Source organism: Plantactinospora sp. KLBMP9567 (genome assembly GCF_033446045.1).
In the GTDB taxonomy this organism is placed as follows: domain Bacteria; phylum Actinomycetota; class Actinomycetes; order Mycobacteriales; family Micromonosporaceae; genus Plantactinospora.
On sequence record NZ_JAWQRR010000043.1, the window covers coordinates 78,507 to 102,635 of the forward strand.

20 protein-coding genes are annotated in these 24,129 nt (G+C 71.6%); 10 read left to right on the forward strand and 10 right to left on the reverse strand.

Features of this window, described 5'->3' with window-relative positions; translation table 11 throughout:
• Window positions 1-6 precede the first annotated feature (6 nt).
• From R6Y94_RS32475 to R6Y94_RS32500, 6 genes are read right to left on the reverse strand one after another with little or no spacing between them, the layout of a single operon-like run.
• Window positions 7-486 (reverse strand): Rrf2 family transcriptional regulator, encoded by a 480-nt coding sequence (locus tag R6Y94_RS32475; protein WP_318399852.1) that lies wholly within the window; start codon window positions 484-486, stop codon window positions 7-9.
• 50 nt (window positions 487-536) lie between these two features.
• On the reverse strand, window positions 537-2,483 hold the full coding sequence (locus R6Y94_RS32480) for an anthranilate synthase family protein (RefSeq protein ID WP_318399853.1): 1,947 nt from the start codon (window positions 2,481-2,483) through the stop codon (window positions 537-539).
• 26 nt (window positions 2,484-2,509) lie between these two features.
• A complete protein-coding gene (locus R6Y94_RS32485; RefSeq protein ID WP_318399855.1) occupies window positions 2,510-3,163 on the reverse strand; it encodes an isochorismatase family protein in 654 nt (217 codons plus the stop codon).
• 15 nt (window positions 3,164-3,178) lie between these two features.
• Window positions 3,179-3,961 carry a 2,3-dihydro-2,3-dihydroxybenzoate dehydrogenase gene (locus tag R6Y94_RS32490; protein WP_318399857.1) on the reverse strand — a complete coding sequence of 261 codons (783 nt, stop codon included), beginning with the start codon at window positions 3,959-3,961 and terminating at the stop codon, window positions 3,179-3,181.
• Window positions 3,962-3,968: 7 nt separating this feature from the next.
• The gene (locus R6Y94_RS32495) at window positions 3,969-5,537 is read right to left on the reverse strand and encodes a class I adenylate-forming enzyme family protein (RefSeq protein WP_318399859.1); all 1,569 of its coding nucleotides are present in this window, start codon (window positions 5,535-5,537) and stop codon (window positions 3,969-3,971) included.
• A gap of 16 nt (window positions 5,538-5,553) precedes the next feature.
• Window positions 5,554-6,120 carry an SRPBCC family protein gene (locus R6Y94_RS32500; RefSeq protein ID WP_318399861.1) on the reverse strand — a complete coding sequence of 189 codons (567 nt, stop codon included), beginning with the start codon at window positions 6,118-6,120 and terminating at the stop codon, window positions 5,554-5,556.
• A gap of 1,049 nt (window positions 6,121-7,169) precedes the next feature.
• Between R6Y94_RS32500 and R6Y94_RS32505 the strand changes: the two genes are divergently transcribed.
• The 7 genes from R6Y94_RS32505 to R6Y94_RS32535 all read left to right on the forward strand — a co-directional run bounded on the left by R6Y94_RS32505 (window position 7,170) and on the right by R6Y94_RS32535 (window position 14,669).
• Window positions 7,170-8,144 carry a hypothetical protein gene (locus R6Y94_RS32505; protein WP_318399863.1) on the forward strand — a complete coding sequence of 325 codons (975 nt, stop codon included), beginning with the start codon at window positions 7,170-7,172 and terminating at the stop codon, window positions 8,142-8,144.
• Complete coding sequence (locus R6Y94_RS32510) at window positions 8,141-9,217, forward strand: cysteine synthase family protein (RefSeq protein ID WP_318399865.1); 1,077 nt, start codon at window positions 8,141-8,143, stop codon at window positions 9,215-9,217. The genes R6Y94_RS32505 and R6Y94_RS32510 overlap by 4 nt, the downstream gene beginning before the upstream one ends.
• Window positions 9,210-10,772: a lyase family protein gene (locus R6Y94_RS32515; protein ID WP_318399866.1), complete on the forward strand. Its 1,563-nt coding sequence runs from the start codon at window positions 9,210-9,212 to the stop codon at window positions 10,770-10,772. Before R6Y94_RS32510 ends, R6Y94_RS32515 begins: the two co-directional genes overlap by 8 nt.
• Complete coding sequence (locus R6Y94_RS32520) at window positions 10,765-11,991, forward strand: ATP-grasp domain-containing protein (RefSeq protein WP_318399868.1); 1,227 nt, start codon at window positions 10,765-10,767, stop codon at window positions 11,989-11,991. The genes R6Y94_RS32515 and R6Y94_RS32520 overlap by 8 nt, the downstream gene beginning before the upstream one ends.
• A complete protein-coding gene (locus R6Y94_RS32525) occupies window positions 11,988-12,983 on the forward strand; it encodes an EamA family transporter (protein ID WP_318399870.1) in 996 nt (331 codons plus the stop codon). The genes R6Y94_RS32520 and R6Y94_RS32525 overlap by 4 nt, the downstream gene beginning before the upstream one ends.
• Window positions 12,980-14,044, forward strand: coding sequence for a low-specificity L-threonine aldolase (gene ltaE / locus R6Y94_RS32530; RefSeq protein WP_318399871.1), 1,065 nt, complete (start codon window positions 12,980-12,982; stop codon window positions 14,042-14,044). Before R6Y94_RS32525 ends, ltaE begins: the two co-directional genes overlap by 4 nt.
• A 121-nt stretch (window positions 14,045-14,165) precedes the next feature.
• The gene (locus tag R6Y94_RS32535; protein ID WP_318399872.1) at window positions 14,166-14,669 is read left to right on the forward strand and encodes a methylated-DNA--[protein]-cysteine S-methyltransferase; all 504 of its coding nucleotides are present in this window, start codon (window positions 14,166-14,168) and stop codon (window positions 14,667-14,669) included.
• A 108-nt stretch (window positions 14,670-14,777) separates the two neighbouring features.
• Here the strand turns inward: R6Y94_RS32535 and R6Y94_RS32540 are convergent, their stop codons facing one another.
• Window positions 14,778-15,188, reverse strand: coding sequence for a DUF2690 domain-containing protein (locus tag R6Y94_RS32540; protein ID WP_318399874.1), 411 nt, complete (start codon window positions 15,186-15,188; stop codon window positions 14,778-14,780).
• A 309-nt stretch (window positions 15,189-15,497) separates the two neighbouring features.
• Window positions 15,498-17,702 carry an HAD-IC family P-type ATPase gene (locus tag R6Y94_RS32545; RefSeq protein ID WP_318399876.1) on the reverse strand — a complete coding sequence of 735 codons (2,205 nt, stop codon included), beginning with the start codon at window positions 17,700-17,702 and terminating at the stop codon, window positions 15,498-15,500.
• Between the two features lie 266 nt (window positions 17,703-17,968).
• Between R6Y94_RS32545 and R6Y94_RS32550 the strand changes: the two genes are divergently transcribed.
• Complete coding sequence (locus R6Y94_RS32550) at window positions 17,969-18,541, forward strand: hypothetical protein (protein WP_318399877.1); 573 nt, start codon at window positions 17,969-17,971, stop codon at window positions 18,539-18,541.
• 11 nt (window positions 18,542-18,552) lie between these two features.
• Window positions 18,553-21,489: a hypothetical protein gene (locus R6Y94_RS32555; protein ID WP_318399879.1), complete on the forward strand. Its 2,937-nt coding sequence runs from the start codon at window positions 18,553-18,555 to the stop codon at window positions 21,487-21,489.
• 141 nt (window positions 21,490-21,630) lie between these two features.
• On the opposite strand, the gene R6Y94_RS32560 is transcribed toward R6Y94_RS32555, so the two are convergent.
• Window positions 21,631-22,710, reverse strand: a complete 1,080-nt coding sequence (locus tag R6Y94_RS32560) for an inositol-3-phosphate synthase (RefSeq protein WP_318399881.1) — start codon at window positions 22,708-22,710, stop codon at window positions 21,631-21,633.
• A gap of 50 nt (window positions 22,711-22,760) precedes the next feature.
• Window positions 22,761-23,378 carry a PadR family transcriptional regulator gene (locus R6Y94_RS32565; RefSeq protein ID WP_318400024.1) on the reverse strand — a complete coding sequence of 206 codons (618 nt, stop codon included), beginning with the start codon at window positions 23,376-23,378 and terminating at the stop codon, window positions 22,761-22,763.
• Between the two features lie 199 nt (window positions 23,379-23,577).
• Here R6Y94_RS32565 and R6Y94_RS32570 point away from each other — a divergent pair, with 199 nt between their 5' ends.
• Window positions 23,578-24,042, forward strand: coding sequence for a DUF5318 domain-containing protein (locus tag R6Y94_RS32570; protein ID WP_318399883.1), 465 nt, complete (start codon window positions 23,578-23,580; stop codon window positions 24,040-24,042).
• The last annotated feature ends 87 nt before the right edge of the window (window positions 24,043-24,129 follow it).

Genomic DNA, 24,129 nt, shown 5'->3' on the forward strand with positions numbered 1-24,129 from the left:
TGGTGGTCAGCCGCGGAGCAGCCGGTGGCGCTGCTGGGCCCGCTCGGCCGCCTGCGGCGGTGCGGCGGACATCAGGTCGGCGAGGGTCTGCCCGGCCAGTTCCCGTCGCCAGGCCAACTCGGCGCGGCGCATCACCGCGGTGATCGCGCAGGGCCGGCGGAACTCCGGCGCCGCCGGGTCGACGCCGGGGCCGTGTTGCCGGATCTCGGTGCACCGGAACGCGGGCTCGGGGCCCTCGATCGCGGTGACCACGTCCATCACCGTGATCTCCGCCGGTCGCCGGGCGAGCCGGAACCCGCCGCGTACCCCGGGGGTGGAGCTGAGGATGCCGGCGCGGACGAGCGCCTGGAGGCACTTGCTCAGGTAGGCGGGCGGCAACTCGAACCAGGTTGCCAGCCGTGGTGCCGACACCGGCTCGTCGTCGCCGATCCAGGCGAGCGTGAGGCAGCAGTGCAGTCCCCATTCGACCCCTTCGCTTATCCGCATAACCCAGATGTTAGACATCCGGATTCGGTATGTCTCCCGTCCCGCGCGGGTCAGCGCCGCGCGGCCGCCGGTTCGGCGAGCCGGGTACGCAGTACCGAGCCGACCAACTCGTGCAGGATGTCGACGCCGCCCTCGGTGAGGATCGACTCGGCGTGGAACTGGATCGAGCGGAACGTCGCCCCGCGCAGCGCGTACACCTCGCCGGTGGTCCGGTCCCGATCCACCTCGACCAGGCCGGCGGAGTCGGCGCAGCGCACCCGGTCCGCCTCGCTGTGCGCGGCGAAGCTGTTGTAGAACCCGACCCGGACCGGGCGGCCGGAGAGTTCGATCTCCTTCTGCACGCCCTGGTTCGGCGCGTCCAGCCGGGCCAGCCGGAAGCCGAGCAGGTCGCTGAGCACCTGGTGGCTCAGGCAGACCGCGAGGAACGGCCGCGCCTGCACCAGCAACCGCCGGGCGGTGCGCCGCAGGTGCGCGATCTTCGGATGGCCCGGCGCACGCGGATCACCCGGGCCCGGGCCGAGCACCACCAGGTCGTGGTCGTCGATCGAGTACGGCTCGTCGAACCGCCGGACGGTGACCCGCAGGCCGAGCGCCCGGAACTGGTGGCCGAGCATGAAGGTGAAGTTGTCCTCGGCGTCGACCACCAGCACCCGTTGCCCGGCCAGCCCGCCGCCCCGCCCGGCGGAGCAGCCGCGCCAGAATCCGGCGACCCGCTCGGTACGCCGGGTCAGCGCGTGCCGGACCGCCGGATGCGCCCCGAACCGGGGAGCCGGCCGGGCCTGGAAGGCGGCGAGCAGCCCGGCCGCCTTCGCCCGGGTCTCCGCCGCCTCGGCGTCGGGTTCGGAGTGCCGGACCAGGGTGGAGCCGACCGTGATCCGGAGCCGCCCGGTCCGGTCGATCTCGGCGGTGCGGATCAGGATCGCCGAGTCCAGGATGCGTGCGCCGGTGCCGTCCCGGCCGATCAGCGCGACGACGCCGCTGTAGTAGCCGCGACCGGCCGGCTCGTACTTGCTGATCACCCGGCTGGCGCTCTCCACCGGGCTCCCGGTGACGGTCGGGGCGAACATGGTCTCCCGGAGCACGTCGAGCACGTCCCGGCGGGTACGCCCCTCGATCAGGTACTCGGTGTGGGCGAGCCGGGCCATCTCCTTCAGGTACGGCCCGACGACCCGTACCCCGTCGTCGCAGATCCGGGCCATCATCTTGAGTTCCTCGTCGACGACCATGTGCAGCTCGTCGGCCTCCTTCGCCTCCGCGAGGAAGTCGAGCACCCCGGAGAGGGTGGGACCGGACGCCGGATAGCGGTACGTCCCGCTGATCGGGTTCATCGTCGCCGTGCCGTCGGCCACGCTGACGTGCCGTTCGGGGCTGGCCCCGACCAGCGTGCGGTCCCCGGTGTGCACGACGAACGTCCAGTACGCGCCGGACTCGTCGGCCAGCAGCCGCCGGAAGACGGTCAGCGCCGTCCCGGTCGTGTAGTCGGTGATGTCGGCCAGGAACGACCGCTTCAGCACGAAGTTGGCGCCCTCGCCGGTGGCGATCTCGTCGGCCAGCACCGTGCGGACCAGCTCCGCGTAGCCGTCGTCGTCCAGGTCGAAGTGGCCGCCGGAGAGCGTGACCGGCGCGTCCGGGATCCGCTGCCGCACCTCGGCGACCGGGACCACCGCGTGCCGGTCGACGGTCATCGCCAGCAGCGGCGTGCCGTCGTCGGGAGTGGCGTGGCCCCGTTCGGCGATCTGCCGGTAGGGGACCACCACCAGGGTCTCCGGCCCGGAGTCGCCGGGGACCGGGTCGGGCAGCGGCACGTCGGCGAGCCGCTCCAGCGCGCGTACCCGGCCGAGCAGCACCTCGATCCGGCCCGGTCCGGTGAGCTCCGGCCGGTGCAGCAGGGCGAACGGGCCGGGCCGGTCCGCCAGTACCGGGTCCAGCGCCGACAGGCCGGGATCGGCGGCACCGCGCGGCGGCGCGGCCCCGGCCGGTGCCGAGGAGAACGTCATCACAACGGTCCTTTCGTCGCGGGCCGTCAACCCGGCACCCGTACGGCGGAGAGCTGGGTGAGCAGTGTCCGGGCCGGTGTGACCACGGCACACCGGCCGGCCGCGTAGTCGAGCGCCATCCGGTGCTGTTCGGCACCGAAGTCGGCGACGGCGTCGGCGGCGATGAAGGGCTGGATGTCGTGCGAGAAGGCGTCGCAGGCGGTCATCAGTACCCCGACGTGGGCGTAGACGCCGCAGACCAGGAGCTGGTCCCGGCCCGCGGCCCGGAGCCGGTCGAGCAGGCCGGTGCGGTGGAACGCGCTGTAGCGGGACTTGACGAAGAACCAGTCGCCCAGTCGGGGCGCGAGCGCCGGCTCCACCTGCCGGTGTGCCGGCTCGGCGGTCATGCCCGGCCCCCAGAAGTCCTTCAGCAGGCCGCGCTGTGCGTCGCTCATCCCGCCCGGCTGTCCGGTGTAGGCCACTGGGACGCCGAGTTGCCGGCACCGGTCGAGCAGGGCGGCGACGTTGCGTACCAGGTCGACCAGGGGTGCCGCGCCGGCCGCGAACGGCCGGAGGAAGTACCGCTGCATGTCGTGGACCAGCAGCACCGCCCGGTCCGGTCTCGGGGCCCAGTCGGCGATGTTGTCGGGCAGGTCCCGGGGGACCGGCATGGCGTAGGCGATGCGGTTCGGAATCCCCACGTCGGCTAGCTCCAATCAGACGCCCAGGGTGGCGCCACCGTCGACGGTCAGGTCGTGCATGGTGATGTGGCCGGACTGGTCGGAGAGGAGGAACAGCACCGCGCTGGCCACGTCCGACGGCTGGCCGAGCTTGCCGAGCGGGATGCCGAGCCGGAAGACGTCCGGGGTTCCCTCGATCGTCTGCCGGCGCCCGTTGCCGTCCGCCCACAGCTTGCTGAGCATCGGGGTGTCGGTGGATCCGGGGGCGACCACGTTGCAGCGGATCCCGTACCGGGCCACCTCGAGGCCGAGCGTCTTGGTGAACATCGTGGCCGCAGCCTTCGAGGCGGCGTACGCGGCCATCCCGACCCGGGGCGTGCCGGCGGCGTTCGACGCCACGGTGACGATCGCCCCGCGCCGGCGCGGCACCATCCGGTTCACCACCGCCCGCGAGACGTTGAACACCCCGGTGGTGTTCACCGCGAAGGTGGTCGCCCAGGCCCCGTCGGTCAGCGTCCGGACCTCGCCGGTGTGCAGTACGCCCGCCCCGTTGACCAGGAAGTCGATCGGTCCGAGCCGGCCCTCGACGGCACCGGTCAGGCCCTCGGCCGCGATGCTGGAGGTGACGTCGCCGGGAAACGCCAGTACGGTTCCGCCGGTGCCGGCCGTCGCGGTGACCGCGCGCAGCCGCTCGGCGTCGTTGTCGACGGCGGCGACGCTGGCGCCCTGCCGGGCGAGCGCCCGGACCAGTTCCGCTCCGATCCCGCCGGCCGCCCCGGTGACCACGGCGACCCGTCCGGCCATGTCGTAGCTGACCATGGCGCCGCTACCGGTCGCCGTTCCGGCTGGCGAGGATCCGCGCCAGTTCGAGCCGCTTGATCTTCGTGGTCGCGGTGTGCGGCAGCTCGTCGAGCCGCCAGTGCACCGGCGCAGCCATCGGCGGCAGGTCGGCGGCGGCCGTCCGCCACGCCTCCAGGTCGAGCGGCCGGTCGTCGCGGGTGCAGACCACCGGTACGGCCCGCCCGTCCGGGTCCGGTACGACGACCACCTCGGTGAGGTCGGCCAGCCGGGCCAGCAGGGTGTCCTCGGCGACCAGTGTGCTGCCGAAGCCGGGGACGATGTCGACCTCGCGGTCGAGCAGGTGCAGGCAGCCCCACCGGGTCCGGTAGCCCACGTCGCCCATCCGCCACCAGTCGCCGTCGACCTGCTGCCGGTAGCGCTCCGGCTCGCCGAGGAAGGTCACCGCGCGCCCGTCGCTGCGCACCTCGATGTAGCCCGGTGACGACGGGGAGGGCGGCCTGCCGTCGCGGCTGACGACCCGGACGTCGGTCATCCCCGGGAACGGCATGCCGACACAGCGGCCGTCGGTGCCGCCGGTCCAGCGACGGGTGTACGTCCGGCCGACCACCGGCCCGGTCTCGCTCTGGCCGTAGAGCTGGGCGAACCGTGGCGAGCGTCGGCGGGAGGCGGTCAGCAGCCGGTGGATCGTACGCGGATGGATGGCGTCGAACGTGCTGCTGAAGTACCGCACGTTGGCCAGCGGCTCGCGGGGGTCGTCGGCCAGCTCCTCCCAGAGCATGAAGGAGTTCGGGTGCGCCTCGATGACGCCGGGTCGCAGCCGGGCGAAGAGTTCCGCGACGTGGGCCGGGTCCTCGTCGGCGAGGATCAGCAGCGGCGCGCCGCGCAGCAGGGTGATCGCCATCGCGCTGACCATCCGGGAGTGCACGAACGAGACGTGCACCGCCACGGTCTCCCGCCGCCGCACCAGCGCCGCCGCCGTCGCCTGCGGGCGGTACCGGGCCAGCAGCGTCCGGCCGGTGTGCACCGCCATCTTGGGGATCCCGGTCGTCCCGGAGGTGTGCGTCACCAGCGCCGGGTGGTCCGGCGGCATGGTGACCGCCGGCACCCGGGGCGTACCGGCCAGCGCGCGCAGCCCGACGGCGTCCGGGTGCTCGCCGGCGGCCAGCAGGACCCGCTCGGCCAACTCGTGCACCGTCGGCGGCAGTTCGGCGTCCAGCTTGGCGCGGTCGGTCAGCAGGTACGCCGGCCGGGCCCGGCGGAGCAGTTCCGCGGCCGTACCGCCGTCCAGTTTGGGGGAGAGCAGCACCGGTACGGCGCCGATCCGGGCCGCGGCGAAGGCAAGGAGCGGGATGTCGAAGCCGTCGGACTTGTAGACCACCACCCGTTCACCCGGGCGGACCTTCGCCGCCCAGAGCCGGGACGCGAGGTCGTCCACCAGGTCGGCGAGTTCGGCGACGGTGCACCGCCGGCCCAGTTCGGGCGCGACGTCCAGGTCGTGGTCGAGGACGACGACGTTGGCCGGGTGTCGGGCGGCGGCCCGGTCGAGGAGGGTACCCAGCCCGATGCCGGAGTTGCCGATCCGTTGCAGCAGCATGTCGATCCTTCCTGGGTCAGCGTGGGGTGCCGGACTCCGGTCCGGTCCCGCTCGTCTCGATCACGGTCTTGATCCGGGCCAGCGTCGTCGCCAGGTCGTCGGCCAACTTGCCGCTCCAGTCGGCGAAGAACCGCCGGCGGTCGGCCGGGGTGAGTCCGGCGGTGATCGACCGGATGCCCTCGGTCGGCGCGCCCATCCGGAACCGGTGGACGAGCCGGCAACCGCCGTCGCCGGCACCGGTGAACTCGTACGTCCAGACGCTGTCCTGCCGGCGCCCGGAACTGTCCCGCATCGCCCAGCTGAAGATCCGGCCCGGCTCGGCGGCGACCACCTCGCAGGTGGTGCTCCAGGTCCCGCGTACCACCGGTGCCCAGGCGACGACGTCCATCTCGCGCCGGTTGTCTCCCTGGAAGATCGCGCCGACGGTGCCGGGAATGCCGGTGATCCATTTCCCTCCGGTGCATTCCGGGCTCCATTCGCCACTTCGGGAAAGGTCTGTGACGATCGCGTACACCACGTCCGGTGGCGCCGATATCCCGGTTTCCGCACGTACCTGGAACAGGGGTTCATAATCCGTTTTCATCGTGTTCACCTGAGCCATCCTGACCGAGTGGAGTACGGCACGACGTCTCGTAGCCAGACCTACGACCGTCGACATGAAACGGTCCGCCACGCCACTGTGGCTGGTGTGCCAGTGCGGCTCGTCACCCGTGATCTTCCAGGGCAAAGTGCAGGTCGCAGCCGCTGTGCACGGCTGGTTCGCGGATGCCCGGGACTCGGTGGGGCGGCCGTTCGGCGCTCGTCGGGAAATTGTCGTCGACGGTGCCTCCGACGCAATTCGTCGGGTGATCGAGAGAACTGTCAGTACGCCATCGCCTGTCGCCTCCCCGTATGCGACGTTGGCCGGATACAACGGTCCGCATTCCGTGAACAATCGACGGATGCGATTACCTCGGCCGGACGGTAGACCCCGGATAGGACGGTATGCAACCCGTCTCTCCCGGCGGGCGGCAACCGCTCGGAGTCCATCGGTACCCAGCGTAATCAAATGATCACGATTGGCTGATCCGGCCTCTCTGTGCTCTCGGGGTGTGCCCCCTCGTGGTCGAGATCGACGCATACGGAACGTGAGGTCGTCTCTCCCGATCCATCTCCCGAATACTGGGACGGCCGCCTCGGGTACGCCTCGGATGCCGTGTGCCCGGCGGCTGCCCGGACCGGTCGACCGACCCATGAGCCGCATGTCGAACCGCATCCCACTCCGGTCGGCAGTCGGGGCGTCCGGGATGCCGGCGTCCGGGGTGGACGGTCCGGCCGGCGCGGACGCCAGTCCCGCTCCGGCCCGCTCCGCCCACCCGCTGACCGTGCGTGACATCGAGGCGCGCCGACGTCAAATCCGGATAAGACTTGTCGCGGTTCGGTCGGCTCCCCTAGACTCGCCAACCGAACGGGAATGTTCCGGCACCGACGCACGGGGGCTGCGGTGTTCGACAACGGGTTTCGACGACGGCAACCCGTGCCACCGCTATCCACGACCCACGATCCGATCTGGCGCGCGACCTGCGCCGACTTCCCCCCCCGTGCGCCCGGACTGCCGGCCGACGACGTGTCCGTAACCTGGCTGGGGGTTTGATGTCGCTCCTCGACGAACGGATCATCGACTGGCGGGGGACCTCCGCGGTCGACAACCTCGACACGACACCGCGCACCGGCCTCGGGATGTGCCGGGGGCACCACGGCGAGCTGCTCCAGGGCGCGTTCTGGATCGACGGCTCGCTGGTGCGGGCCCTGGTCACCCTTCCGCTGCCGGATGTCGCCGCGGTGGCCAGCGCCGAGCTGTCGCCGGACCAGGCCGGGATCGTGGTCCAGCCCGAGTGGAAGACCAAGGCGGGCCGGGCGGCCCGGCTCACCCTGGACCTGCTCGGTGTCGAACACGGCTGCCAGGTCTCGCTCAGCTCGGACATCCCGGTCGGGCTCGGGCTCGGCTCGTCCACCGCCGACGTGGTGGCCACCATCCGGGCGGTCTCGGACGCCGCCGGCCACCGGCTCCCGGGCCGGACGGTGGCCCGGCTGGCGATCGCCGCGGAGTACGCCGCGGACTCGGTGATGTTCTCCGGCTCGGTGCCGCTCTTCGCCCACCGCGAGGGCCGGGTCCTCGACGTGCTCGGCCCGGAGCTGCCGCCACTGCTGGTCGTCGGCTGCGTACTCGCACCGACCGGAGTGGACACCCTGGAACTGCCGCCGGCCGAGTACACCCCGGCGGAGATCTCCCAACTCGGCGCGCTGCTCGGGGCGACCCGGCACGCCGTCCGGCATGGCGACCCGGTACTGCTCGGCCGGGTGGCCACCCGCAGCGCCGAGATCAACCAGCGGTTCGTCCCGCTGCCGCTGATGCCGGAGCTGCGCCGGCTCGCGGAGGCGGTGGGCGCGGTGGGCGTACAGGTCGCGCACAGTGGCACCGTCGCCGGTGTCCTCTTCGACGGCCGGGACCCGCGCGCCGCGCGGGCGGCCAGTGAACGGTGCCGGGCCGGACTCGCCAGCCTCGGCATAGCCGAGACCTACCGGTACGCGCCGTACGAGTCGCACTGGCGGGCGGTGCACCGATGACCGGCCGGGCCGCCGACAAGTACCCGGACGTCTTCTCCGGGACCTACTCCGACGCCATCGCCATGCCGAAGCTGGTCCGGCTGGGGCCGAACCTGGTGGGTGCGGCGTTCACCCTGATGAAGCTGGTACCCGCGCGGTACATCCTGCGGCGGGCCGCCCGGGACGGCCGGATCCGCCCGGGCGGGCGGATCGTGGAGACCACCTCGGGCACCTTCGGGCTGGCCCTGGCGATCGAGGCGGCGCTGCACGGCTGGCGGCTGACCCTGGTCAGCGACCCGGTCATCGACGATCGGCTGGCCGCCCGGCTGCGGGACCTCGGCGCGGAGGTCGAGATCGTCAGCGAGCCGGCGCCGGGCGGCGGCTACCAGCAGCCCCGGCTGGACCGGGTGACCCGGCTGCTGCGCGACGACCCGGAGGCGTTCTGCCCGGAGCAGTACCGCAACCCGGACAACCCGCTGTCGTACTCGGCCGTGGCGGACCTGCTGCTCGAACGGCTCGGCCGGATCGACGTACTGGTCGGCACGGTCGGCTCCGGCGGCAGCATGTGCGGTACGGCGCGGTTCCTCCGCGAGGTCTGCCCCGAGTTGCGGGCGGTCGGCGTCGACACCCACCGCAGCGTCATCTTCGGCCAGCCGGACGGGCCGCGTCCGCTGCGCGGGCTCGGCAACAGCCTGATGCCGGCCAACGTCGACCACACGGTCTTCGACGACGTGCACTGGCTCTCGCACGGCCACGCCGTGCGCGCCACCCGGGACCTGCACCGCCGGCACGCCGTCTACATGGGTCCGACCAGCGGCGCCGCCTACGCCGTCGCCTCCTGGTACGCCCGGCACGACCCGGGGCGGCTGCACGTGGTGCTGCTGCCCGACGAGGGACACCGTTACCAGGACACGGTCTACTCCGACGAGTGGCTGCACCGGAACACCGAGCCCGAGGTCCCGGCCGAGCCCCGGCTCGTCGACGACCCGCGCGACGGGCTGGACGGATGGAGCTACCTGCACTGGGACCGGCGCCCGGCGGCGTACGCCGCCGGGCCGGTGGAGGCGGGGGCCGGCGGGGTGCGCCGTGGCTGACGCGACGGGCCCGGGCACCGGGCGACTCAGCCGGGCGGCCCTGCCGGGTGCGCGCCGGATCGTCTTCGGCGAGACGGCCGACGCGACGATCGACGACGAGTTGTACCTGATGACGGCAGTGGACCGGGCCCACCTGGTGATGCTCCGGGCCCGAGGGCTGATCGGGGCCGCCGACGCGGCCACGCTGATCGCGGCAATCGACGACCTGGACCGGGACGGCTACCGGGCACTGCGCGGCCGGCACGCGCCACGCGGGCTGTACCTGCTCTACGAGTCCCACCTCGCCGAGGTCACCGGTGCCGAGGTCGCCGGGCGGTTGCACAGCGGCCGGTCCCGCAACGACCTCAAGGCGACGATCTGCGCGCTGCGCCTCCGGGAGTGGCACGCGGCGGTACTGCGCGAGACGCTGCGTACCGAGGCTGTGGCGCTGAATGCCGCCCGCCGGCACCGGGCGGCCGTACTCGCCGGGTTCACCCATTTCCAGCCCTCGGTACCGATCACCTACGGCTACTACCTGGCCGGGGTGGCGGCGGCGCTGGGCCGCGAGGCGGACCGGCTGCTGGCCGAGATCCCACACCTGTCCCGCTGCCCACTCGGCGCCGGCGCGATGGCCGGCACCGACCTGCCGATCGACCCGGAGCTGACCGCCCGGCTGCTCGGGTTCGCCGCGCCGCACCCGGTGGCGCTGGACGCGGTGGCGAGCCGGGACTCCGTCTCGGCGGTGCTCGCGATCGCCGCCTCGGTCGCGGTGACCGCTTCCCGGGTGGCGCTCGACCTGCAACTCTGGACCAGCGCCGAGCCGGGCCTGCTCCGGCTGCCGGACGACCTCGTCGGATCCAGCTCGGCGATGCCGCAGAAGCGCAACGCCTACCTGCTCGAACACGTACGCGGTCGGGCGGCCCGGGTGCTCGGCGCCCACACGGCGGTGCTCGCCGCCACCCGGTCCGCGCCGTTCAGCAACTCCATCGAGGTCGGCACGGAGGCGATGGCCGAGGCGTGGCCGGCGTACGGGCACACCGTCGACGTGCTTCGGCTGCTCCGGATGCACCTCTCCGGCGCCCAACCCCGGGCCGACCGGATGGCCGGGCACGCCGCCGGGCACTGGACCACCGCCACCGCGGTGGCGAACCGGTTGGTGGTCGAGGGCCATCCGTTCCGGCGGGCGCACGAGGTGGTCGGCCGGCTGATCACCGGGATCGAGTCCGGCCGCCCGGTCCGGCCCGGTACGCCGATCGAGCGGCGGGCGGCGGAGCTGCTCGACACGCTCGACGTCGGCGAGGCCGTCCGGGCCGCCCGGTTCGGCGGCGGGCCCGGGCCGGAGTCCTTCACCGCCCTGTGGCCGCGGCTGCACGCCGGGCTGCGGGGTCGGGCGGCCGCCGCGGCCGGGCACCTCGACGTCGCGGTGCACTGGCGGCAGCGCCTGCTGGACCAGGTCGACGCCGCCGAGGGCAGCGACGTCCAGGGCAACGACGACCGGGTCGACAGCGACCAGTTCGACGCGGCCGCCGTCGAGCAGCCGGTCGGCCCGCTGGTCGAGGGGGGCGTCGGTGTCTGACCGGTACGCCGTGTTCGTGGAGAGCAACACCACCGGCACCGGGGGGCTGTTCGCCGAGGCGGCCACCGCGCTCGGATACCGGACCGCGCTGCTGGCCCGGGAGACCGGCCGCTACCGACCCTGGCTGGACCGGTACGACGAGGTGGCGACCCTGGACACCGGCAGTCCGGCCGAGGTCGCCGGGTGGTGCCGGAGCGTCGGCCCGGATCGGGTCGCCGGGATCACCAGCAGCAGCGAGTACTCCGTGGTCGTCGCCGCCCGTACCGCCGAGGAACTGGATCTGCCGCACCCGTCGGCCGAGGCCGTGCTCCGGTGCCGGAACAAGGAACTCTCCCGCCGGGTGCTGTCGGCCGCCGGTGTCGCGGTGCCGGGCTGGCGACTCTGTTCGACCGTTCAGCAGGCCCGGGCGGCCGCGGAGCGCCGGGGTGGCCCGGTGGTGGTCAAGCCGGTCGACGGTTCCGGCTCGGTCGGCGTACGGCTCTGCGCGGATCCGGCCGAGTGTGCCGGCGCGGCCGCGGAGTTGCTGGCCGGCGGGGTGAACGAGCGCGGAATGCCCCGGATCGCGGGCGTGCTGGTCGAGGACTTCGTCGACGGTCCAGAGGTGTCGGTCGAGGTCTGGAACGGCCGGGCGCTGGTGGTGGTCCGCAAGCACCTCGGCTCCCCGCCCTGGTTCGTCGAGGTGGGCCACGACGTCGAGGCGAACCTGCCGGACCACCTGGACGCGGCGGTACGCGGCACCGCCGAACGGGCCGTCGCCGCCCTCGGCATCGGCTGGGGCCCGGTCCACGTCGAGCTGCGGCTGGCCGCCGACGGCCCGTACGTGATCGAGGTGAACCCGCGACTGGCCGGCGGCAACATTCCCCGGCTGGTCCAGCTCGCCACCGGCATCGACCTGATCCGCCAGCATCTCGCCCAGGTACTCGGCGAGACCGTCGCGCCGCCGGTGCCCGCGCACCGGCGGGCGGCCTCGATCCGGTTCCTGCTGTTCGACCGCGCCGGTCGGTTCCGCCGGGTACCGGCCGCGCCGACGGGGTCGGATCCGCGCACGGTCGAGGTGGTGGCCCGACCCCGGGCCGGGGACCACTACCGGCCGCGCGGCGACTTCACCGACCGGGTCGGGCACGTGTTGTCCTGCGCCGAGAGTCCTGCCGTGGCGGTCCGGGTCGCCGACGCCGAACTCCGGCGGCTGACCGCGCAGTTCGAATGGGAGACCAGATGACCGCGACATCCACACCCGTCCGGCCCGTCGTGCCACGCGCGGCCGTACCCGGGTTGGCCCTGGCCCTGTCCGCCGCGTTCAGTTTCGGGACCTCGGGACCGGCCGCGAAGGCGGTGATCGACGCGGGTCTCACCCCGCTGGACACCGTCTGGCTGCGGCTGGCCGGTGCGGCGGTACTGCTGGTCCCGCTCGCCCTGGCGATCCGTGGCCCGGCGCTGCGTACCCTGGTCCGCCGGCACCGGGCGCTGCTGGTCGGGTACGGCCTGCTCTCCATCGCCGGGGTCCAGGTCTGCTACTTCTTCGCGGTGTCCCGGCTGCCGGTCGGGATCGCCCTGCTGCTGGAATACCTCGCCCCGGCGCTGGTGATCGGCTGGCTGGTGCTGGTCCGGCGTACCCGGCTGCCCCGGGAGGCGTTCGCCGGTGCCCTGCTCGCGGTCTGTGGCATCGCCGTGGTCGTGCAGGTCTGGAGCGGGCTGCAACTGGACCTGCTGGGGCTGCTCGCCGGCCTCGGGTCGGCCGCCTGCCAGGCGTCCTTCTTCGTGCTGTCGGACCGGCTGGCCGGCGAGGGCGACGCGCTGGCGCTGGCCGCCGGCGGGATGGCGGTCGGCGCGGTGGTGCTGGGCCTGGTCGCCCAGCCCTGGCAACTGCCGTGGTCGACACTGCTCGGCGAGGCCAGCGTCGCCGGTACGGTCCTCCCGGTCCTCGTCCTGGTCGGCTGGATCGTCGTGGTCAGCACGGTGCTCGCCTACACGACCGGGATCGGCGCGGTGCGCCTGCTCTCCGCCCCGGTGGCCGGTGTCATCGCCACCGTCGAGGTGGTGATAGCCGCCCTGGTCGCCTGGCTGGTTCTCGGCGAGCGGCTCAGCCCGGTCCAGTTGCTCGGCGGCGTGATCGTGCTCTGCGGCGCCCTGCTCGCCCAGCGTGCCGCGAGCCAGCCCGTCCCACCGCCCTCGCCGGTCCCCGGCCCCGCCGTTCAGGAGGCGCACCGATGACGTCCACGATCGTCCGTACCACGGTGGAACTGCGCAGCGACACCTTCACCCGTCCCACCCCGGAGATGATGGCGGCGATCGCCCGGGCCCCGCTCGGCGACGACGTCTACGGCGAGGACCCGACCGCGAACGAGCTGGAGGAGCGGGCGGCCGAACTGCTCGGCAAGCCGGCGGCCTGCCTGCTGCCAAGCGGCACCATGGCCAACCTCGCCGCGATCACCGCACACTGTCCGCGCGGCAGCAAGGTGCTGGTCGGCGACCAGTCGGACATCTACGTGTACGAGGCGGGCGGCGCCTCGGTGTGCAGCGGGGTGGTACTGGAACCGGTCCGGACCGAGCCGGACGGCCGGCTGCCGGTGCACCGGCTCGCCGCCGCGCTGCCGGAGGACCCGGACGACCCGCAGTTCGCCCCGCCCGGGCTGATCAGCGTGGAGAACAGCCACAACCGGTGCGGCGGCGTACCGCTGTCCGGGGCGTACCTGGCCGAGGTGGCCGAGTTCGGCCGGCGTCAGGGGATGGCCGTACACCTCGACGGGGCCCGGCTGTTCAACGCCGCGGTGGCGCTGGGCGTACCGGTCACCGAGCTGACCCGGCACGCCGACTCGGTCCAGGTCTGCCTCTCCAAGGGGTTGTCCGCGCCGGTCGGTTCGGTGGTGGCCGGTGACCGGGAGTTCGTCGACCGGGTGCGGCGGATCCGCAAGATGCTGGGCGGCGGGATGCGCCAGGCCGGAGTGATCGCCGCGGCCGGCATCGTTGCCCTCGACACGATGGTCGGCCGGCTTGCCGAGGACCATGCGAACGCCCGCCGGCTCGCCGACGGGTTGGCCGGGATCGCCGGGATCGAGATCGACCCGGCCCGGGTGCGGACCAACATCGTGATGTTCCGGGTCGTCGACGACCGGTTCAGTCACGAGTCGTTCATCGCCCGGCTCGCCGACGCCGGGGTCCGGCTGGCCGAGCTGGGCCGGGGACAGCTCCGGGCCGTGACGCACCGGCACGTCACCGCCGAGGACGTGGACCGGGTACTCACGGAGGTCGCCGCACTGCTCGACCCGGCCTGAGCAGGCTCGGACGGCGCCGGACGCCCGAACTTCTTCAACCTGAACAGCGCGCCCGCGCCCCGACTTCGACCTGCGGCCACCGCGGAGCGCAACGGGAGGTGGGAAGAGGTTCAATGGTGGGATGCGCTGGACCGTGCTCGACTCCCCGATCGGGGAGCTTTCCGTCGGGGTCGACGACGTCGGCGTCTGTGGCGTGCACTTCGGGCCGGTGGAGGGGGCGCTGCCCGCCGCCGCCCTGCCTGAGGCACCCGACCCGGACACCGTCGGGCTACCGGCGGCGGTGGCGCAGTTGCGGGCGTACTTCGCCGGTCAGTTGACGGAGTTCGCCGTGCCGCTCTCGGTACGCCGGGGCTCGGAATTCGAGCGGGCGGTCTGGACCGAGATGTCGAAGATCCCGTACGGCGAGACGCGCACCTACGGCGAGGTGGCGGCGGCGGTCGGTGACCCCGGGGCGGCCCGGGCGGTCGGGGTGGCCTGCAACCGCAACCCGATCCCGGTGATCGTGCCCTGTCACCGGATCGTCGGAGCCGGCGGCAAGCTGGTCGGCTTCGGCGGTGGCCTGCCCCGGAAGCGCCAGTTGCTGGAACTAGAGGCAGGGATCGCCTTCCAGCGCGCCTGGGCGTGATCCCCGCGCTGAATGCCCGACACCACCACCGGGCCGTCCGGCCCTGGTTGGTTCCGGTGATGCCGCTGCGCCACCGAAACCAACCGGCACGGCCGACCCGGCTTCAATTCAGTACCTGCTGGTGTACCAGGTGGTCGAGCCCGCGACCGCCTCCGCCTGAGCGAGCAGCCCGGCGTCGTTCACCATCACGGTGTAATAGGCGCCGGCGAAACCGCTGTACGTGGCGCGGAGGTTGCCGTTGAGGTAATAGCTCCTGATAGTCGGGTAGTAGAAGTCCGAGCCCACCCGGGTCCAAGCCGTCCGGCACCGGTCGCTGTACCGCAGTTCGAGGATAATGCCGTCGGACCTCCACGCGACGGTTCTGGCATCGTCCGCGCAGACGCGGTAACAACCGGCGCAGTCACTGGTGTAGACACGGAACGTCGCCGGGTTCTGTCCGTCGCAGGTCGAGCCGCAACCGTCGGCCAGCAACTTGGCCTCGGGGATGAACGTCGCCTCGGCCGGGTCGAGGTCGGCCACGCTGAATTCGCTCGGCGAGGGTGGTGGTGCGGCGGTTGCCGGCTGGGGGAGGATCAGACCGGTGGCGAGGCAGACAGCCAACAGGCCACAGATCCGGGCGAATTTTCTTGCGAGCAAGGCGATACCTCCAAGCTTGCTTCAGGACATCGGATGCCGCGAGGCTGCCAAACGCCGTCATCGCCGCGTCATCGTCGAACCACCGGTCGCCCTCGCTGCCGGCTGCGCCGAACTGGAGCGGTCATCCCTCCACCAGGCGGAAGTCAAGTGACGTTGGAGTCTCAGGTGCCACCGCTGCATCCGTCGGCCGACTCAGCGTGCCGGGCGGGTCAGCCGTACGCGGCGGAGGAGTTGGGCGTTCAGCGCCACGACGATGGTGGAGCCGGACATCAGTACGGCGCCGACCGCCGGGCTCAGTGCGATCCCGGCCCAGGCGAGCACCCCGGCGGCGAGCGGCAGCGCCACCACGTTGTAGCCGGCGGCCCAGGCCAGGTTCTGGATCATCTTCCGGTACGAGGCCCGGGACAGCCGGATGACACCGGTGACCCCGCGCGGGTCGGACGAGGCGAGCACCACTCCGGCCGACTCGATCGCCACGTCGGTGCCGGCGCCGATCGCGATGCCGACGCTGGCCCGGGCCAGTGCCGGGGCGTCGTTGACCCCGTCGCCGACCATCGCCACCGTCGAACCCGCGCGCTGGAGGTCGGTCACCTTGTCGTCCTTGTCCGCCGGGAGCACCTCGGCGAAGACCTCGTCCACCCCCGGTCGGAAGCCGAGCTTCCCGGCAACCGTCTCGGCGACCGGCCGGGCGTCACCTGTGATCATGGCGATCCGGCGTACCCCCTCGGCCCGCAGCTCGGTGAGCGCCTCGGCGGCCTCCGGGCGTACCTCGTCCTCCAGCGCCAGCGCACCGAGTACCCGGGGCCCGGCGCCGTCGAGGCGTACCAGATAGAGCACGGCGGCCCCGCGCGCCGACCATTCGGCGGTGACCCGGTCCAGGTCGGCGCCGGGCCGGGCGGCCAGCTCGCGTAGCAGCGCCGGCCCACCGACCGCGAGGTCCCGCCCGTCGACGTCGGCCCGCACGCCGCGGCCGGTCAGCGAGCGGAAGCCGGTGGCGGTCGGCGCGCCGCCACGGGCGGCGGCAGCCGCGACGATGGCCCGGGCGAGCGGGTGTTCGCTCTCCGCCTCGACCGCGCCGGCCAGCCGGAGCACCTCGTCCTCGCCGCCGCTCGTCCCGGACACCTCGTCCTCGGCACCGCCCGTCCCGCCACCGGCCGGGCCGGGGCGATCCGGAGACCGCTGGTCGGCGTCGAGGTCGGGGTCGGCGGCGACGGCGGTGACGGTGTGCGCGCCCCGGGTGAGCGTGCCGGTCTTGTCGAACAGCACGGTGTCCACCGTGCGCATCCGCTCCAGCGCCAACCGGTCCTTGACCAGGATGCCGGCCTTGGCGGCCACGGCGGTGGAGAGCGCGATCACCAGCGGGATCGCCAGGCCGAGCGCGTGCGGGCAGGCGATCACCAGCACCGTCACGGTACGCACCACGGCCTCGTCGACGTCGCCGAGCGCGGACCAGACCACGAAGGTGACCGCGGCCGTGGCGGTGGCGATGTAGAACAGCCAGGCGGCGAAGCGGTCGGCGAGCACCTGGGCGTGACCGCTGGACTGCTGCGCCTGGGCCACCAGCCGCTGGATCCCGGCCAACGCCGTGTCGTCGCCGACCGCGTCGATCCGGACCCGGATCGACGAGTCGGTCGCCACGGTGCCGGCCACCACGCGGTCGCCGACGGTACGGGAGACCGGGCGGGACTCGCCCGTGATCATCGACTCGTCCAGCTCGGCGGTGCCGTCCAGCACCCGGCCGTCGGCTGGTACCCGGGCGCCGGGGCGGACCAGCACCACATCGCCGACGCCCAGCCCGGTCAGGGGCACTCGTCGTACGCCGCCGTCGGCGTCGACCCGCTCGGCCTCGTCCGGCAACAGCGCGGCCAGTGCCGCGAGCGCGCCCCGGGCCTGGCCGATCGCCTTCATCTCCTGCCAGTGCCCGAGCAGCATGACGGTGACCAGGGCGGCCAGTTCCCACCAGAAGTCGAGATCGAACGCGCCCAGGCTGGTGGCGAGCGAGGCGACGTACGCGACGGTGATCGCCATCGAGATCAGCAGCATCATCCCCGGCGCACGGTCGTGCAGCTCGTGGAGCCCGCCGACCAGGAACGGCCAGCCGCCGTAGAGGAAGACCACCGAGCCGAGTATCGGCCCGACCAGCGACATGCCGGGGAAGTCCAGCGAGTAGCCGAACCAGGCCATCACCATGTGGCTGGTCAGCACGATCGGCACGGTCAGCGCGAGACTCAGCCAGAACTTTCGGCGGAACGCCTCCGGATCGTGCCCGGCATGCTGGTCGCGCCCTCGGTGGCCGCCGTGTCCGGGCCCGCCGTGACCGCTGTCGGGCCCGCCGTGATCGCGGTGGCTGTCCGCGCCGTGATCACGGTGGCTGTCGTGGTTGGTGTCGCCATGCACGCCGATCACTCCTTCTCTGCAGGACTATACCCCGATGGGGTATGGAGGGTGTCGACGCCTCAACCGGCGTCGCCAGGGTGGCGGTCCGGTGTGGCGCCGGTGGAGGCGTAGTGGCGGTCCTTCCCACGCTTGTGCGAGCAGTAGCAACGCCAGAGCGGAGGGTGTGCATGCCAAGAAGATCGGCAGGAACGAGATGGCGGACCTGGACCCGGAGATCCGGTCTGGGTGCGGTCGCCCTCCTCCTTGTCCTCAGCAGCAGTACGACCGTGCTGGCGGCCCCGGCCGCGACGCCGGCCGCCCCGAAGGAGACGGCGGCGGTCCTCTGCACGTTCGCGCAATGCGACGGCAACTGGCCCAATGCCATGGGATGTATCTCCGCCAACACCCAGCAGCAGGTTCTGCTGCCGCACCGCATCGACATTGATGAAGACCCGCAGGACGATCCGACGCCACAGGAGCCCATCGAGATCAGCTCCAACACGATGCTCTTCTTCTCTCCGGAATGCGCCGCCAGTTGGGTCGAGGTCAACATCGTCCGGTGGGAGCAGGATTCTGGCCGTGCGCCCTTCCCCCAGTTCTGGGGCCAGGCGACGTACGGATCCGAAGCCCGCAAGGCCGTCGGAGCCAACCCTGACGCACCATCTCAACAGGTCGAATGGGTCCAGATCGGCTCCAACTCCTACCGGTCGCCGATGTGGGGCTGGAACCACTCGGTCCAGATGTGCATGTGGTGGTTGGACCCGGATCTCTACGACCCCGACCCCCACGAAATGACGGGTCCGCGTAGCTACGAATACGACTACGAGGACTACAGGAACCATTGCACCCAATGGCTGTGACGGGGGACGACATGACAACCATCAGAAGGTCCACCGCCTACGGAGCGGCCGTCGTACTGCTCGCCTCGCTGAGCCTCGGGCCGCCGACGGTCGCGACCGCCAAGCCCGACAGTGAGCCGGCCGGGGCCGCCAGTGCGGTGAACACCCGGGCCGCGGTGGCCGATCCCGACGCTGTGTTGGGCGACGGATGGCGCCAGTCGTCGGACATGCTGGTAACGGGGGTCGGCGACACCGATGGATTTCACCTGTACGTCGCCCGGGAGAAGGATGCCTTCGCCTGGTCCACCCTGGTGACGCTGAACGCCGGGCTGACCGAGGCCGGAGCCTGGACCGGCAACGTCTGCGTCACCGGCAGCGGCCGGTACGCCGCGGTCGTGTACGCGCCGGCCACATTCACCAACAAGCCGAAGCTGATGACGGCGGGTGCCTTCGCGGCCGTCGTCGACCTGAAGACCGGTGACGTGACCCAACTCGCCGAGCGGGTGCAGTTGGCCTACTTCAACCCGTCCTGCGGACCCACCGACCGGATGTTGCTGACCCGGGCGGTAGGTGTCGAGAACCGGCAGACAGACCTGCTCGGCGTCGATCCCGTCGCTGCCAAGGTCACGTCAACCCGACGCATCCCGACGCACGTGGCCAACCCGGTCCCCGCTCCCGACGGCGACTACGCCATCGTCCGGGGAGCGCTGAACCGGATCGACGAGACCGGGAGGTTGACGAGGATCGCCGAACCGGGCGGTGCCCCGTTCGCCGCACAGGCCACCAGGAGCGGTGCCATCGACGTACTGACCGTGCAGACCGCCGGGGACGGCTCGGAGCGTGCGGTGGCGCTGCGTTACGTCGAGGGCAGGGAGACGAGACTCGGTGAGGGGCCACGGAGCCGGCTCCAACTGTTCGGGCTGACCGGCGGGCGCAACGTGCTGGTCGGCGACGTGAGCGGGGTGTCGAAGTCCGCACACCCGGACCTCTCCATCGTCGCCACCGCGCGGAAGGTGCGGGCGGTCTCCGAACAGGGGCACCTGCTTGCCCTGGAGATGTCGACCAAACGAGATCAGGTGACACCGGATCTGGTGACCGGCCAGGCCGGCGCTGTCCGCGGTGCCAACACGGTGCAGGTCACGACACAGGCGACAGCCACCGGCCGGATCAGTGTCGGCACCGTGGTCAGTCAGAACAAGCCTGCCGGACCGAATGCCCGCACCGCCCCGGTGAAGCCCGGGACCGGGTCGCAACCGGGCGCAGCCCCAGAGCGGGGCCGCGACGGTGGATCGGGCACGATGGACCACCACTGGCCCATCGGGCAGCCGAGTTGCGCGATCCCCCGCAACGACATCAGCCGGCAGGTGCTGCAACCCAGCGCCAATCAGGTGGAATGGGCGGTCGACCTGGCGGTCAAGGGTGCGTTGAACGTCCAGCGGCCGGCCGACTACCTCAAGACGAACATGCCCGCCTACCGGCCGCAGACGATGTTCGGTCTGCCCAGCGGGCCGAAGGTGCCGGCCCAGATCATGCTGGCCATCCTGGCTCAGGAGACGAACCTCTACCAGGCCTCGTGGCACGCCGTGGCGGGTGACGCCGGCAACCCTCTGGTGTCGGACTTCTACGGACAGCGCGCCTTCGGCGGCAGTATCGAGTACATCGACTTCAGCGAGTCCGACTGCGGTTACGGCATCTCCCAGGTCACCGACGGGATGCGCCGTGGCCAGACCAAGTGGTCGTTGCAGGAGCAGGTCGCGATCGCCACGGACTACGCGGCGAACATCGCGGCCGGGCTGCAGATCCTGGTGGAGAAGTACAACCAGCTGCGGGGCACGAACACCTGGGTCAACAACGACGATCCGCAGTACCTGGAGAATTGGTACCTGGCAGTCTGGGGTTACAACTCCGGCGTCTACACGGCGGGGAACGGCCGTGTCGGCGTGGGCTTCTTCAACAACCCCGCGAACCCCGACTACCCCGCCAATCGAGAGCCCTTCCTGCGGGCGTCGCTGGACGACGCGAGCCATCCCTCCGACTGGACCTACCCGGAGAAGATCATGGGTTGGGCCGAGACACCGCAGTGGCAGTGGATCGACCCCCGCACCAAGTACGCCAAGCCACTCTTCGGTAGCGACTCGGGGCTACGACTCGGCCTGCCCAGCCGGTACCAGTTCTGTAGCGCGTCGAACGCGTGCAACCCGAACCAGCCGAGCGACCCCTGCCCGGCCTGGAACGAGACCTGCCGATTCAACGGCCACACGAGCTGGCTGGAGAGCAACGCGAACGCGGAGTTCGCCCGGGAGTGGCTGGAATACCATGCCGGCGATCCGGAGCCAGCGGTGATCATCCAGTACCCCCGGCGCTGTACCCCGTTCGCGTCCAGCCCAACGCTGATCGTCGACGACCTTGGCGACTCGTCGCGGAACCTGCTCGGTTGCGCCGGCCAGCAGTGGGGCGGCAAGTTCACCCTGCGACCGGGTTTCCGCAGCGGTACGGTCAACACCGAGTACGGGCAGGTCGACCTCCATCAGCTCGGGGCCGGCTACCTGGGGCATGCGTGGTTCAGTCATGCGTACGACGGCGAGGACGCGCAAGGCCAGCCGACCGACTGGGCGCGGACCCACCAGGTGGTCGGGACGTGGACGCCGTACCTGCTGACCACGGGGACGTACGACGTTGTGGCCCACCTGCCCTCGCACGGCGCGAACATCCCGAACGCAACCTACGTGATCAAGCCCGTGCCGGGTGAGCCGGAGAACATCCAGACATGCGTGATCGATCAAGACGCGGTCACGCGTGGCGTCGACCGCTGGGTGCACCTCGGCCAGTACACGTTCGCTCCCGGCGGGAGGGTCCAGCTCAGCAACATGATCGAGAACACCTACGGAACTGTCGACGTGGCCTGGGACGCCATGGCCTTCATCCCCGCCTCGGCCGGTCACGGCCGACCCTGTATGACCGTCTGGTGAGGCACCGGTAGCCACCCTCTGGGTCGGCGCGAGGCCCTCGGTAGGCCGCGCACCGACCCAGAGGGTCCGGGCCGGAGGCGCCGGACGAAGCAGAACGGGTCCGGACTCGCAGGTCCGGACCCGTTCGTCGGGAGTACCCGATCAGCGTTCGATGGTGCCGGCGATGAAGTTCTCGACGGCCTGGTGGGCGTCGTGGTCGGCGTACTGCTCCGGCGGCGACTTCATGAAGTAGCTCGACGCCGAGAGGATCGGACCGCCGATGCCCCGGTCGAGGGCGATCTTCGCGGCCCGGACCGCGTCGATGATGACACCGGCCGAGTTGGGCGAGTCCCAGACCTCAAGCTTGAGCTCCGCGTTCAGCGGGACGTCACCGAACGAGCGCCCCTCCAGCCGGATGTACGCCCACTTGCGGTCGTCCAGCCACGGCACGTGGTCCGACGGCCCGATGTGCACGTCGCCCTTGCTGATCTCGTGCGGGATCTGGGAGGTCACCGACTGGGTCTTGGAGATCTTCTTCGAGACCAGGCGGCTGCGCTCCAGCATGTTCATGAAGTCCATGTTGCCGCCGAAGTTGAGCTGGTACGTGCGGAGCAGCTCGACACCCCGGTCCTCGAAGAGCTTGGCCAGCGCCCGGTGCACGATGGTCGCGCCGACCTGGCTCTTGATGTCGTCGCCGACGATCGGCAGCCCGGCGTCGACGAACTTCTGCGCCCAGGCGGGGTCGGAAGCGATGAAGACCGGCAGCGCGTTCACGAAGGCACAGCCGGCCTCGATCGCGGCCGTGGCGTAGAACTTCGCGGCCTCCTCGGAGCCCACCGGCAGGTAGCAGACCACCACGTCGACCCGGGCCTCGCGCAGCGCCGCGACGACGTCGGCCGGCTCGCGGTCGGACTCCTCGACGATCTCCCGGTAGTACTGGCCCAGCCCGTCCAGGGTCGGGCCGCGCTGCACGAGCACGCCGGTCGGCGGTACGTCGCAGAGCTTGATGGTGTTGTTCTCGCTGGCGACAATCGCCTCCGCGAGGTCCATGCCCACCTTCTTGGCGTCGACGTCGAACGCCGCGACGAACTCCACGTCCGAGACGTGGTAGTCGCCGAAGGTGACGTGCATGAGACCCGGGACGCGGTCGTTGGGGTCGGCATTGCGGTAGTACTCGACGCCCTGGACCAGGGACGAGGCGCAGTTACCCACACCGACGATGGCGACGCGGACGGAGCCCATCGCGTTTGCCTCCTTTGTGTTCATCACGGCCGCTCCGACTCATTCCTGGACTACCCAGGCGGAGGCGGGATGTTCTCTCTTGACGGACCCGGGTCGGTGCCCGGGGTGGACCCATCCGGGGTCCGGCCGGAGCGCTCGTTGGCGATGAGCTCCTCCAACCAGCGGACCTCGCGCTCACAGGCGTCGAGGCCGTGTCGCTGAAGTTCGAGCGTGTACGCGTCGAGCCGTTCGGCCGCTCGGCCCAACACGTCGCGCAGGCCCTCGCGACGCTCCTCCACCTTGCGGCGCCGGCCCTCCAGGATCCGGAGGCGGGTCGCTCGGTCGGTACGGGCGAAGAACGCGAAGTGCACCCCGAACCCGGTGTCCTCGTAACTCTCTGGACCGGTCTGGGCGATCAGTTCGGCGAACCGTTCCTTGCCCTCCGCGGTGATTTTGTAGACGACCCGCCCTCGACGGCTGGTCAGCGCCGGGATCTCCTCCGCGGTGGCCGGTGTCTCGGCCGCCTCGGTGATCCAGCCGGCCGCCTGCAACCGACGCAGGGTCGGGTAGAGCGAGCCGTAGCTGATCGCCGCCCGGATCGCCCCGAGCTTGGCGGTGAGTTCCTTGCGGAGCTCGTAGCCGTGCATCGGGGACTCCTGCAGGAGACCGAGGATGGCGAGCTCGAACACGAGCACCCCTCTCCGTGTCTCCGTCGGACCCCAGTGGCTGCCCGCCGTTGGGAGCCCGTTCACCGGCCCGATGTATCGGCCCGATACATCGCACCGTAGACCCTCTGGAGCAACGAGGCAAACCCTCGTACGGCACGGGTTCGATCACAGTAAGTGACGGTGGTCGCCTCGTCCGGCCGGACCCAGTACTCTTCTGCCCATGCGTTCGCAGCGCCAGGTCGTCGACTACTCGCTACAGAAGCGAGCGGTGCTGCGTGAGGTGCATTCGGGTCGGGTGGGGACGTACGAGGTCTGCGACGCCTCGCCGTACCTCAAGAACGCTGCCCGGTTCCACGGCGAGCCGACCGAGACGCTCTGTCCGGTCTGCCGGCGAGAAAATCTGACCCACGTCCACTACATTTACGGCGATGAGCTCAAGCAGTCGGCCGGTCAGGCCCGCACCCGAGCGGAGCTTTCGGTGCTGGCGATGACCCTGCGTGAGTTCCAGGTGTACGTGGTGGAGGTGTGCCGCGGCTGCGACTGGAACCATCTCGTCGAGCAGTTCCTGCTCGGCCGGGACGGTGTCTCCGGTGACGACAGCGTGGGCGCCGGGCCGGCCGCCGGTGCGGCGGTGGCCGCGTCGACGGGCACCTCGGTCAGACGAAGGCGCGAGGCGCGCCGGTGACTGCGACTCGTTCCTCGGCCAGCGGGATCTTCCCCCGCCGACGGGACGAGTTCTATCTCGCAAACCGGATAAGTCCGGTTTTTTCCG

What these genes read in the sequence shown, in the direction of transcription:
- R6Y94_RS32475 (WP_318399852.1), bottom strand. Translation starts at nt 486, where the DNA reads ATGCGGATAAGCGAAGGGGTCGAATGGGGACTGCACTGCTGCCTCACG.
- R6Y94_RS32480 (WP_318399853.1), bottom strand. Translation starts at nt 2,483, where the DNA reads ATGACGTTCTCCTCGGCACCGGCCGGGGCCGCGCCGCCGCGCGGTGCC.
- R6Y94_RS32490 (WP_318399857.1), bottom strand. Translation starts at nt 3,961, where the DNA reads ATGGTCAGCTACGACATGGCCGGACGGGTCGCCGTGGTCACCGGGGCG.
- R6Y94_RS32495 (WP_318399859.1), bottom strand. Translation starts at nt 5,537, where the DNA reads ATGCTGCTGCAACGGATCGGCAACTCCGGCATCGGGCTGGGTACCCTC.
- R6Y94_RS32500 (WP_318399861.1), bottom strand. Translation starts at nt 6,120, where the DNA reads ATGAAAACGGATTATGAACCCCTGTTCCAGGTACGTGCGGAAACCGGG.
- R6Y94_RS32505 (WP_318399863.1), top strand. Translation starts at nt 7,170, where the DNA reads ATGTCGCTCCTCGACGAACGGATCATCGACTGGCGGGGGACCTCCGCG.
- R6Y94_RS32510 (WP_318399865.1), top strand. Translation starts at nt 8,141, where the DNA reads ATGACCGGCCGGGCCGCCGACAAGTACCCGGACGTCTTCTCCGGGACC.
- R6Y94_RS32525 (WP_318399870.1), top strand. Translation starts at nt 11,988, where the DNA reads ATGACCGCGACATCCACACCCGTCCGGCCCGTCGTGCCACGCGCGGCC.
- ltaE (WP_318399871.1), top strand. Translation starts at nt 12,980, where the DNA reads ATGACGTCCACGATCGTCCGTACCACGGTGGAACTGCGCAGCGACACC.
- R6Y94_RS32535 (WP_318399872.1), top strand. Translation starts at nt 14,166, where the DNA reads ATGCGCTGGACCGTGCTCGACTCCCCGATCGGGGAGCTTTCCGTCGGG.
- R6Y94_RS32555 (WP_318399879.1), top strand. Translation starts at nt 18,553, where the DNA reads ATGACAACCATCAGAAGGTCCACCGCCTACGGAGCGGCCGTCGTACTG.
- R6Y94_RS32560 (WP_318399881.1), bottom strand. Translation starts at nt 22,710, where the DNA reads ATGGGCTCCGTCCGCGTCGCCATCGTCGGTGTGGGTAACTGCGCCTCG.
- R6Y94_RS32570 (WP_318399883.1), top strand. Translation starts at nt 23,578, where the DNA reads ATGCGTTCGCAGCGCCAGGTCGTCGACTACTCGCTACAGAAGCGAGCG.